The 11,573-nt window shown below is 51.1% G+C and carries 9 protein-coding genes; 4 read left to right on the plus strand and 5 right to left on the minus strand.

The genetic code is table 11. From position 1 onward, the window contains the following. The first annotated feature begins 105 nt into the window (after window positions 1-105). Window positions 106-1,503, plus strand: coding sequence for a hypothetical protein (locus KDK14_RS00075; RefSeq protein ID WP_257262973.1), 1,398 nt, complete (start codon window positions 106-108; stop codon window positions 1,501-1,503). A gap of 341 nt (window positions 1,504-1,844) precedes the next feature. After that, on the plus strand, window positions 1,845-3,140 hold the full coding sequence (locus KDK14_RS00080) for a hypothetical protein (protein WP_257262974.1): 1,296 nt from the start codon (window positions 1,845-1,847) through the stop codon (window positions 3,138-3,140). A 364-nt stretch (window positions 3,141-3,504) separates the two neighbouring features. Here KDK14_RS00080 and KDK14_RS00085 read toward each other — a convergent pair whose 3' ends face one another. The 5 genes from KDK14_RS00085 to KDK14_RS00105 form a co-directional block, all read right to left on the minus strand. Further along, complete coding sequence (locus KDK14_RS00085; RefSeq protein ID WP_257262976.1) at window positions 3,505-5,403, minus strand: ATP-binding cassette domain-containing protein; 1,899 nt, start codon at window positions 5,401-5,403, stop codon at window positions 3,505-3,507. A gap of 174 nt (window positions 5,404-5,577) precedes the next feature. Next, the gene (locus tag KDK14_RS00090) at window positions 5,578-6,819 is read right to left on the minus strand and encodes an MFS transporter (RefSeq protein WP_257262977.1); all 1,242 of its coding nucleotides are present in this window, start codon (window positions 6,817-6,819) and stop codon (window positions 5,578-5,580) included. A gap of 220 nt (window positions 6,820-7,039) precedes the next feature. Next, window positions 7,040-7,498: a phosphohistidine phosphatase SixA gene (gene sixA / locus KDK14_RS00095; RefSeq protein WP_257262978.1), complete on the minus strand. Its 459-nt coding sequence runs from the start codon at window positions 7,496-7,498 to the stop codon at window positions 7,040-7,042. A gap of 3 nt (window positions 7,499-7,501) precedes the next feature. Then, window positions 7,502-7,897 carry a DUF4389 domain-containing protein gene (locus tag KDK14_RS00100; protein WP_257262979.1) on the minus strand — a complete coding sequence of 132 codons (396 nt, stop codon included), beginning with the start codon at window positions 7,895-7,897 and terminating at the stop codon, window positions 7,502-7,504. Further along, window positions 7,875-8,924: an NAD(P)H-dependent glycerol-3-phosphate dehydrogenase gene (locus KDK14_RS00105; protein ID WP_257262980.1), complete on the minus strand. Its 1,050-nt coding sequence runs from the start codon at window positions 8,922-8,924 to the stop codon at window positions 7,875-7,877. Before KDK14_RS00105 ends, KDK14_RS00100 begins: the two co-directional genes overlap by 23 nt. A 662-nt stretch (window positions 8,925-9,586) precedes the next feature. Here KDK14_RS00105 and fabA point away from each other — a divergent pair. Together fabA and fabB are read left to right on the plus strand one after the other, a co-directional pair. Then, window positions 9,587-10,159: a 3-hydroxyacyl-[acyl-carrier-protein] dehydratase FabA gene (gene fabA / locus KDK14_RS00110; RefSeq protein WP_257262981.1), complete on the plus strand. Its 573-nt coding sequence runs from the start codon at window positions 9,587-9,589 to the stop codon at window positions 10,157-10,159. A 102-nt stretch (window positions 10,160-10,261) separates the two neighbouring features. Further along, window positions 10,262-11,479 (plus strand): beta-ketoacyl-ACP synthase I, encoded by a 1,218-nt coding sequence (gene fabB, locus KDK14_RS00115; RefSeq protein WP_257262982.1) that lies wholly within the window; start codon window positions 10,262-10,264, stop codon window positions 11,477-11,479. Window positions 11,480-11,573: the final 94 nt, after the last annotated feature.

Genomic DNA, 11,573 nt, shown 5'->3' on the forward strand with positions numbered 1-11,573 from the left:
TGATTAATTGGCAACCGCCCTGCTAAAAGCAAACGTAGCTTCAGTGGTAATCAGATAAATTTTTGTCACAAACTTTACCGGGTCCATGATTTCTGTGTTATCCGGTTGCATGACAAAGAAGCTGGCCAGAGCGAATGGCTGAATAAATTTCTGACCGCCCCGCCGGACTTTGCGCCCCTCCGGGATGTTGATTACTATCCTGCAATCACCCGGAAGGCGGGTCGACATTACTACCAGAACCCCCATCTCAACAAAGCAAAATTCATACTGGCAAGGGGCGCAGGCATAAAAACCGCTTTCCGCAAAGTTCACGGTCTGGATCACGCCTTGCGCACACAGCTGGCAACCGAGTTTATTACGGAGGTATTGCCTCAATTTCATCCACCATTCGAGGCATTACTGAAAAGCCAGCCCCTGCTGCAGGAATTACTGCCCATTGCCGAGCTATATCACGATGCGGTTGCCGAAGATGAGCACAAAGATGTAGAAGAGCGCCGTGCCGCTGAACTATTCCAGCGTGATATGCAGGATTTGCACCGGTACCCGGCCAAGTTGGTTGATTTAGTGGCCAGGGCACTGAAAAACAAAAACAGTAACAAGATGCAATCGTTCAAGGCCCCCTTTACCAGTGACCAACAGTGCCAGGCAGACGAATTACTGCTTCGTCAGGTGCTGCGCTTTGGTGATATCGTCGATATCGTCCGGGTCATACCCTGCCGGGCTGATTTTCCCGCAATCCGTCCAACGCCCGGTCCTGCCGGGCCCGGGGATGACCGCTACTTTAACCCGGAAGCCATTGAACTGCTTCGTGTGGTTAATGCTCCCGATTTTACCCTGCTGATCCAGGCAGCACTGCTGAGCTTCAGGAACCTGGCCTGCATCACCGGGGGATGGCACCACGAAGATACCAATCCGTTCACCACGAAATACCATTTGCCGGTGGATAACCATCAACGACGATTGCTTATTGAACAGGCCTCGGACCCACAGCTGTGCATGCTTGAAAATCTGGATGACCTGGTCCGGTTGGCGCTGGCAGAAAAAGCGGGCATCAGGCCCTGCCTGAACGATCACCCCAAACGTTCGGACAACCCGCCCATGCCCGATTGCTGGGATCCGCAAACCGGCCTGGCCGGAGCCTACCGAAAACTGCACGATGAACTGGAACTGCGACAGGTTGAGTTACCTGAAAACATGACCCTGACAGAAAAAATTGTCGTTGCGGCAGATGAGCTGAACTTTGAACTGGCATTAGCGTCATGGCTATCGCCTGACACCCGCAACAGTATGCAGTCAGAGATTGCCCGGTTGCAGCAGAACGGTATTCGACCGGCCATCGGTACGCCCTCGCAATCTGAGCTTGAGCGAATATTCCATCAACCGGAGTGTACAGGCGCACGGATACTGAATGAACGGGGCCTTACGGTGGTGCCTACTGAACATGAAGGGAGAACCGTTTATCGGATGAAGCCAACGTGCACAGAGCTCCAAGGCAAGAGGTAGCATGATGGGCTTGACAATGTCGCCAGTCACTTCAACTGGTCCAGCCCCTGAGCTGGCTGTTGATCAGCATTGACGTTTCCCTGCCCACGGCGGGGTTGTCGCAAAACCCTGAAAGGGTCTCTTCGCCCAGGTCGGGTCCTGAAAAAAGCCTACCCGGGGTGTGCTGGAGGGAAGCAAATAAACCTGTTGCGTACCACCCAACGAGTGTCCGCAATGGCTGCAGGAAAAAAAATCACGTCCGCCCAATCCTTGGACTACGCTAAATTGCTCAACCATTGTCCCTCCAGGCAGGTTGATGCCCCCTTGAATAAAGAATTCAAAGGAAACCAGGAGTACACATAATGTCAGACCCTCTGAGTACCAGTGCCTCCAGTTTGCACTCTAATAACAATCTTCAACCGGTTCCTGAAGTGCCACTTGATTCCGACACCGTCGGATTTGGCAGACACCGGGTCAATAGCAATGCCTCTGGAGAGACCGGATGGCTGAATGCCGCTGAAGATATGCCCGGCGTCACCCGTGTCAGCAACCACAATATTCTGGAGAAATCACAGATTGTCTCTGTCCGCCCACAACAACTGAACCCGGCACCCTCTTTACCCCTGCCCACGACATCACAGGGCTTGCACAATTCAGGTGGCAATCAAGAACAGGCAACGGATGCAGACCGTGACACCGGGGCAGGTACTGCAACACTGTCCCTGGCAGGTCAGGACCTGCCTGACTCAAAGGCGGTGGCCACTGTTGGCAGTGATAATCACGATATTTATTGTTACACCGACAGCGAAATCAAGGCCTGTTCAAAAAAATCCAGCGATGAACCAGATGAACCAAATCATGAACAGTGCCAAAGCCTGAGGCACACCGATGCCTGCTGGAATGACCCCCGATGGGTCGAAAAAAACCGGGAAACGCGGGAGAAAATCGAGCACACTGTTCACGATCATAGCTACGAATATCAACCCTGCCTAACGCAAACGATAACGGGTTGTGATCAAAAATATCTGCTGGAGACAGGTCACTACCTGTTTAACTCAGTAAAACATTGCAATTACAGCCATATCAAAATAACAAGGTGCGCTGACGACGAAGTTCTCGTGAATACAGTTCGGAATGAAGTGACACCATTACACTGGTTTTTCCAGTGTCAGGATCAGGACTGGGTTTTAACTGGCCACTCATACCTTTCACCAACCCTGGTCAACCTTTCCACTGGAAAAACCTACCAGCAACGGGGTGATCAGCACTGGTCCTGTGACTTTATGTGGTTCGGGGCCGAGGCGAGTCCGGACGGGCGCACCCTGGCCGTTGCTGGCGAGTTTTTTGGGATCAATGATACTGAAATCAGGTTCTACGATTTCTCCAATCCTGACCATGGTTTCAGATGGTTGCAAAGTTTGAATTCATACCTTTGTCCAGAGAACGAGGGAGATGCCCAATGGCCGGCAGTATGGTCCTATAACGACAATAACGAAACCATCGCCACTTTTAATATGCAAACAGACCCGGAGAAAGATGATGAGTCAAATCCCCTTGTCTACTCAGTCACCCTACGCCGGGAGGGTGACAGGATGATTGAACAATCGAGACATGTGATCCGTGAACACTCCAGAAGGCAGAAGGCTGTCCGAGAGTAGCGCCCGTCCAGGCGACCCCGTAGCGAGGATGTCAGAAAATTGAGGATAAAAATTCGGTTTGAGGTAAATAGCGGGGCGATTTGCCGGACAAAAGCGGATTTTAAGACCAATTTACTGTCACCGCACGGATGCAGGAGCCGGATCAACGCAGGAGCAATTGCCGCGTAGGGCAGTCTATTCTCGGACAGCCTCCTGGGCCCCCGTTGCTTCATTACCGAAAATTCTCGCTATGGGAACTTTTATGCGATAATCAGGCCACGGCGGCCCCACTATTCTTCGGGCAACGAACTGTGAAACAGAAACGTTCCTGAGCTATCAGGAACCCTCGCCTTTATGCCCTTCGGGTGCGCCAGGGCGGGAAGTGTCAGATATTATCCAACTCTTCCCACCGTTCCATTTTCTGATCTATCAACTCATTCAGCTCAGTGAGTCTGCCAAGAACAGTCTGGACTTGTGACTGGTCTCCCTGATAAAAACCCGGTTCAGCAGTTTGGGCCTCCAGCTGACCCAGCTCTTTTTCAAGCGCCTCAATCTCCTCTGGCAAAGCATCAAGCTCGCGCTGCAGTTTGTAACTGAGTTTCTTTTTCACCGGCTTGCTGGCAACTTCAGTCCCAGGTGGCGCTTTGGCTTTTTCCTCTTTTTTAACCACCGGGGCTTCTGCCACCAGGCTGGAAATAGAACCGCCCTGGTGCAACCAGTCATCAAACCCACCAACAAACTCACTGATATGACCACCTGGTTCAAACACCAGGGTACTTGATACCACATTGTCCAGAAATGTCCGGTCGTGGCTGACCAGTAGAATGGTACCAGTGAACTCCACCAGCAAGGATTCCAGAAGTTCGAGTGTCTCAACATCCAGATCATTGGTGGGCTCGTCCATTACCAGCAGATTGGCAGGTTTGCTGAACAAACGCGCAAGTAATAGCCGGTTTCTCTCCCCACCGGAAAGGGCCTTGACCGGCACACGACAACGACCGGGAGGAAACAAAAAATCACCCAGGTAGCCAATAACGTGCCGACTTGAGCCATTGATGGTGATACTATCACGCCCTTCAGCCACGTTATCAATCACAGTTTTTTCAAGGTCCAGCTGATTGCGCAGCTGATCAAAGTAAGCCACCTCCAGTCTGGTCCCCATTTTCACAGTTCCGGATTCCGGCTGGAGATTACCCAGGAGGATACTTAATAACGTTGACTTCCCTGCCCCATTGGCGCCAATCAGGCCAATCTTGTCACCACACATTAGCCGGAGATTGAAATCCTTGATAACGGTATGCTGATCAAAGGACTGGGAAACATTATCGGCTTCAAGTACCAGCTTGCCTGAGGCTTCACCCTGTTCCAGTCCAAAGCTGGCAGTGCCCTGCACTTCACGGCGCTGACGACGTTCCTCCCTGAGTTTTTTCAGGTCACGGACCCGTCCTTCGTTGCGGGTACGGCGTGCTTTAATCCCCTGACGGATCCAGACTTCTTCCCGGGCAAGCTTTTTGTCAAACAGGGCATTCTGTTCAGCCTCTACTTCAAGGGCATGGGCCTTACGTTCGAGAAAAGTCCGGTAATCACAGTTCCAACTGGTCAGCTGCCCCCGATCCAGTTCAATAATCCGGGTTGCCAGGGACTGTAGAAATGAACGGTCGTGGGTAATGAAAAGCAGGGCCCCGGAGAAATCTTTCAGCTGTTTCTCAAGCCAGTCAATGGCAATAATATCAAGATGGTTAGTAGGCTCATCCAGTAACAGCAGATCGGGTTCGCCCACCAGCGCCCTTGCCAGTTCCACCCGTCGTCGCCAGCCACCGGAAAGCGCTTTCATCTGTTTTTCAGCTGGAAGCCCCAGCTTCTGAATAACCGTATCCACCTGCTGGCTGAGGCTCCAGCCATCCACGGATTCCAGCTGCTGCTGGACTTTCTCCAGTGCTTTCATATCAGCGTCAGTGCTGATATTCATGGATAAGGTATGGTAACGGCTGATCAGTTCACCGACAGCCTCAAGGCCTGAGGCAACCACATCATAAACTTTCTTGTCATCCTGATCAGGAAGATCCTGGTTCAGAACCCCTATCTTCAGGCCAGGCTTGCGCCACAGGGTGCCATCGTCAGGCAGAATAGCGCCGGACACCAGCTTCATTAAGGTAGACTTGCCTGCGCCATTGCGGCCCAGTAAGCAGACCCTCTCACCTTTGCGAATCTGAAACTCGGCATGGTCCAGCAGGGGTTGGTCGCCATAAGCCAGGCTGACCTTTTCAAATCTGAGTAACGGCATTATCCATCCTGATGGTGAAGCCCCTTGTGTACTTGCAAGGGTTAATCGAAAGTATCGAATAAAAATCAGCAAGAATAGCGCCAGCCACCAGCAATTGGTAGCAATAAGTAGTTGGCCAGAAATATAGGATTCCATATGACCAGCTACTTACGATTTCATTTGGTTAACTGCTTATCACTGTTTTTTCAGGTACACCGCCACAACCAAAGCCATTAACTGACACAGCAGTAAAGGTATAAAGGCCAGCTGGTAGTCATGAATGGTCAAGGAACCCAGGCCATCGTCCCCGATACCTTCCAGGATAAACCCGATCATCAACTGCAGGACCGGACCTGCCAGCAGCATCGAACCATTGGTGATAGCCAGCATGACGCCAATCCGTTGCGGTGGACTGATGCTTTTCACCACAGAGAATGCCAGCATATAGCCAACACTGCTGATTCCTGCCATAAAACAGATCACAGCCATGACTGACATAGAACATGGGCAGAAGATCAGCAGACTGAACAAGACAGGAGAAGCGATAGCGCAAACCACCATTACCTTGCGCATAGAGCCTGCCAAAGAGGCCAACCAGCCCAGCAGGGGAGCCCCAATGGCAGCACCGACAAACATCAACGCGACCATATCAGCAACCGCTTCCTGCTCTTGGGGAAAACGCTGATAGAAAAAAGGAATTCCCCATAAACCGGCAAAACTGGTGATTACCGCAAACAGGCCAAAGCCATACAGACAGCAAAGAATTAAAGACGCCAGATCAAATGGCACCTTTTCGCTCCGGTTAATATCAGCATCACCGCCACAGGTCACCTCATGTAATTTGGCATCACTGACAGAGACGGGCGGCGAGCTTTTAACAAAGAGGGCAATCAGGACGGCAAGTACCACACCAAAAATGGCTGCGGCCTGCATTGCACCCTGCCACCCGTATGCTTCCATGAGATTCGGAAGTATCAGTGGGCCAAGCCCGCCACCGGCCAAACCAAACGATTCAATGGCACCTGCCAGGGTTGGAAAATAACGTTCCGGAAACCAGCGACTGGCCAGATTCATGCACACCACAATCACAGGCGACGTCATCACACCCATAAACGCCCGGGATGCGCTGGCGGACAACAGGGTTTCAGAAATACTGAACCAGTAACAGCCTGCAGCCATCAAGACACAGCAAATCACCAGTAATAGCCGGGCATTGCAGCGATCCGCCAGATAACCACCCGGAACCTGAAAAAGCAGATAAAAACAGAGAAAACTGCTGGTTAACCCGCCAATATCAGCCACATCAAGATCGAAAGCCGACATCAACTGGGGAACCATTACCGATGGTGCCCCCTGAAGCATAAATTGATAAGAACAGAATAATGCTGCTATTGCGCAGATAATAATGCCCCTGAAGCTTATAAAACTTGTCGCCACCGTACTTACTCCCTAACTATCCCTACACCCTTTCCCTGTTTAAAGTGCCAACAACATGGGTCTGAGCAAAAGTTAGATTAGATGACAAGTAATAAGTTCATTAAAAAATCAAAGGAGCAAACATGAATTTGAATTCATCAACCATAAAATATTTATAAAAGCAGATTTATACCCTGAAAATATGGAAAAAATAAATTTTTATAACAACTAAAAGATCGGCTTAAGGTATGATACGTTCAATGACCCTTCCCGTTCCGGGGGCAAGCATATCCATCTCCAGAACCAGCGCCATGCCTGTTTGAAAGGAAGGCCCGGCCCCGGGAGTTCCGTCGCACAGTAATCCGGCAAGATAGCCGACCAGGGGCATATGACTCACCAACAGCACTACACCGGAATCCGCAAGAGCATCAAGTACTTTTGCCGGATTACCAGCAGGCTCCAGCTCGTCCAGCGTTGCTACCCTGAGCCCAAACCGCTCTGCCGCGATGCGAGCCGTTTGCTGAGCCCGAAGATAAGGGCTCGAAAAAATATAATTTACCCGCTGGCCAGCCAATAAAGCAACAGTATCACTGACCTCACGGATACCCTGACCGGTAAGACTCCTTTCTTTATCCGAAAAAGCCTTATCCGAAGAAGCAGGCCATGATGCCTGACCATGGCGCATAATAATAAGTTTCATAATTTACTCATCACCCGATCCGTTCAGTTCTTTCTCAGTATGGTCAGAAGCCTTGTCTCTCGCTGGTACGGGCCAGTCTGAGAAAGGATAGGGTTTAATGTCGGAGTTGTAGGTCAGAAATCCGGCAATCTGGTAAATGTACTGATTCACACCGGCACTGAATTGCAACAGACGCTCATTGGGTTTTCCTACGATAAACCCGTGAACAGCCTGAACAACAGCCATCAGCATCACCAGAAAAGCAACAAGATAAGCCACAATGGAGAACCCACCCATAAAGAACAGCCTCAACCAGCGGGACTCTGATTTAAGATTATTAACCATTTGCTCATCCATTACGATGACCTCCATATTTGCTTGACTGAATGCCCGGGTATTATCTGGACATGAACTCCACATCTGTTTTCTGTTCCCGGAGCATCATGCCCTTGACCAACGCCCCAATGGCATGGCCCTCAAAAATAATACTGTACAAACCTTCCACAAGAGGCATATAGACCCCCAGCTGGTCGGCCTTTTGCTTTACCTGCTTCAGGGTGTTTACCCCTTCCGCGACTTGTCCCAGTCTCGCCTCAGCTTCATCAAGGGAACAGCCTTGCCCCAGGGCATAACCAACCCGAAAGTTTCGACTCAGGTCAGAAGTGCAAGTAGCAACCAGATCCCCTACCCCGGCCAGGCCCAGAAATGTCATTGGATTAGCGCCGAGCCTTACCGCAAAACGACTCATTTCGGCCAGGCTTCGGGTAATCAGCATGCTTTGGGTATTCTCCCCCATGCCCAGCGCCGCCCCCATGCCACAGACTATGGCATAAATATTCTTCAAGGCACCGGCCAACTCCACACCATAAACATCCGTGTTGGAATAAACCCTGAAGTAATCACAGTGCAGGACAGACTGTACAGTCTGGCAAAGGTCTTCATCATCACTGGCAATTACCGTGGCTGTCAGAGCCCTGGCAACGATCTCCGCCGCGAGGTTAGGGCCGCTCAGAACACCGATACGGGGATGTTCAAGCTCTTCCACCAGAATCTGACTCATCAGATCAAAGGTCACGGGCTCAATACCTTTCGTTGTACTGATCACGATCTTGCCACCGAGCAGTCCATTGGTTTTTTTGACCACCTCCCGGAAAGATTTGCTGGGAATAGCAATAAAAACGATATCAGCATCACTGACTACCGCCGACAGATCAATGCTTGCGCTGACGGCGCGATGAATCCTGAAATCGGGAAGATACCTGGTATTCACATGGTCATTATTAATACTCCTGACCTGCCCTGCATCTCTCATCCAGAGCTTGACCCTATGGCCATTAGTGGCGGAAATATCAGCCAGGGCCGTGCCAAAACTGCCGCCGCCAAGAACAGCGATTGCGTAAACATCAGTGCCGCCCTTTTCTACGGTACCCTGTGGCCTGTCTGTCATATAATTAATCCCGGTTTACACGCAAAAATGTATCAAAATCGCTTGGCCCGGATATTTTATAAACTGCCACGAATCTGGCGCGGGACTCTGTTGCTCTTGGGGATTTTGTGAAGAAGTGCCGTACCGGGGAGTACGGTCAACTGAACAAACTCCCTCAGAGCGGCAATGGACGAGTGAGAGCGGAAGCACGTTTATGAAATATCCGGGCCAGGGTCAGTGGTGAAAACTTCATTTAATCACACTTGCAGGATTGCACAGAAGAAACCTCCGGAAAACTGGTTTTTTCAACTCAAGGCAAACGCCTCAATATTGCACAATTGTACATACATTAGCAGACCCTTTGGCGCCTACACGCACACTTTCGGAATATCTGGTAATAAAATGCTATGAAACTTATTATTGACCCCTGTCTTCAGCGACTCCGTGTTGTCTTTTTGTTACAAATCGCCCAACAACACTATGACAGACAAAAAGCAATGGTATAGTTCATCTCCGGTACGATAGTAATGCATTTTGCAGGACTATCAGGATTACACGGGGTCATTGGCCCCGGATGTGAATGCCGTATCAGCAGGGAAGTCCCGATCAGAATATCGGATACCGGGTGTCATTACTGGCCTGATGCCATGCAGGTGCTGGACCTTCCAGGAACCAACAAACTAATGAAGCAACCATTTGAATCTGGTCTCAGACAAAAAGCCGTTAGCGAACAAAAAGCCGTTAGCCGACAAAAAGCCTTCAGCAAAGAAGATTTGCTACGTTGTTCACAGGGCGAGCTTTTTGGAGCCGGTAATGCCCAGCTGCCAGCCCCGAATATGCTGATGCTTGACCGCATCGTGCGCATTTCTGAAGAGGGCGGTGCCTATGGCAAAGGTGAGATCATCGCAGAACTGGATATCCACCCGGACCTCTGGTTCTTCTCCTGCCACTTCCCGGGAGACCCGGTTATGCCAGGGTGCCTCGGGCTTGACGCCATGTGGCAGCTGGTTGGCTTCTACCTGGGCTGGATGGGCAACCCCGGTCGCGGGCGTGCCCTTGGCAGTGGCGATGTAAAATTTACCGGGCAGATTCTGCCCACTAACAAAAAAGTAACATACCGTATTGATATTAAACGTATCATTGCACGCAAACTGGTCCTGGGTATCGCTGATGGATCAGTCAGTGTTGATGGTCGGGAAATTTACACAGCGGAAGGTCTTCGGGTAGGCCTTTTCCAGAACACTGACGCTTTCTGATTTCCCTGCGCCCTCTTGTCCGTTGAACGAGAGGGATGGCAGGATCTGAGGTTTTTTCTGACGGTTTTTTCTGACTTAAACAGGCTATTCAGGTTGACATCAATGAAACGTGTTGTAGTTACAGGGATTGGCATCACATCCTGCCTGGGTATCACCCGGGATGAGGTAGCCGGGAGCCTTAAACTTGGGCGCTCCGGTATTCGCTTCAACGAAAGCTATAAGGCGCACGGTTTCCGCAGCCAGGTATCCGGCACAGTAGACATCGATTTCGAACAGTTTATTGACCGTAAAACCCTGCGCTTCATGGGTAACGCCGCTGCCTATGCCTACATTGCCATGAAGCAGGCCATTGAAGATGCCGACCTGAACGAAGATCAGGTTTCCAACCCCCGTACCGGACTGATTGCCGCTTCTGGCGGAGCCTCATCGGAAAACATTGTCGACTCTGCGGACATCATGCGGGAAAAAGGCGTCAAGCGCGTCGGCCCCTACCGCGTTACCCGCACCATGGGGAGTACCGTATCGGCCTGCCTTGCCACCCCGTTTAAAATCAAGGGCGTTAACTACTCCATCACCTCGGCCTGTGCCACCAGCGCGCACTGTATTGGCAATGCCATTGAACAGATCCAGCTGGGCAAGCAGGACATCGTCTTTGCCGGTGGTGGCGAAGAGGAGCACTGGACACAAACCGGCCTGTTTGATGCCATGGGTGCACTGAGCACCAAATTCAATGACACACCTCAACAGGCTTCCCGTGCCTATGATGCTGACCGGGACGGTTTTGTCATCGCCGGTGGTGGGGGCATGATTGTGGTGGAAGAGCTGGAGCACGCGAAAGCCCGCGGTGCCAGGATTTATGCTGAAATTACCGGTTATGGTGCCACTTCCGACGGCTATGACATGGTGGCCCCTTCCGGTGAAGGCGCTGCACGCTGCATGCGCATGGCCATGGAAACCATTAATGGGCCTATTGACTACATCAACACCCATGGAACCAGCACACCGGTGGGTGATGTGGCCGAGTTGAAAGCCCTTGTTGAGGTGTTTGGCGACCAGATGCCAGTCATCAGCTCCACCAAATCCCTGTCCGGACACTCCCTGGGTGCTGCAGGCGTTCAGGAAGCCATATACTGTCTGCTGATGATGAAGCACAACTTCATCACCGCTTCTGCCAATGTGCAGAACCTGGACGAAGCGGCGGAAAATCTGCCCATCCTCATCGGTGAGGCCCGGGAACAGACCCTGAACCGGATTATGTCCAACAGCTTTGGCTTTGGTGGCACTAACGCCTGCCTGGTATTCGAACGTTATCAGGGATAACAGCCACTCGTGAGTAAACAAGTTGGCCTGGTGCCGACTTGTTTAGGAATTGTCCCGGAATAACTTCATCATTTTGTTTAGTCCGGGAAAATGC

The sequence above is a fragment of the Endozoicomonas sp. ONNA2 genome (assembly GCF_024606365.1).
Lineage (GTDB): Bacteria > Pseudomonadota > Gammaproteobacteria > Pseudomonadales > Endozoicomonadaceae > Endozoicomonas.

Bases quoted from the DNA above. Each gene is read 5' to 3' on its own strand.
- KDK14_RS00080 (WP_257262974.1), top strand. From the start codon at position 1,845: ATGTCAGACCCTCTGAGTACCAGTGCCTCCAGTTTGCACTCTAATAAC.
- KDK14_RS00085 (WP_257262976.1), bottom strand. From the start codon at position 5,403: ATGCCGTTACTCAGATTTGAAAAGGTCAGCCTGGCTTATGGCGACCAA.
- sixA (WP_257262978.1), bottom strand. From the start codon at position 7,498: ATGAAACTTATTATTATGCGCCATGGTCAGGCATCATGGCCTGCTTCT.
- KDK14_RS00100 (WP_257262979.1), bottom strand. From the start codon at position 7,897: ATGTGGAGTTCATGTCCAGATAATACCCGGGCATTCAGTCAAGCAAAT.
- KDK14_RS00105 (WP_257262980.1), bottom strand. From the start codon at position 8,924: ATGACAGACAGGCCACAGGGTACCGTAGAAAAGGGCGGCACTGATGTT.
- fabA (WP_257262981.1), top strand. From the start codon at position 9,587: ATGAAGCAACCATTTGAATCTGGTCTCAGACAAAAAGCCGTTAGCGAA.
- fabB (WP_257262982.1), top strand. From the start codon at position 10,262: ATGAAACGTGTTGTAGTTACAGGGATTGGCATCACATCCTGCCTGGGT.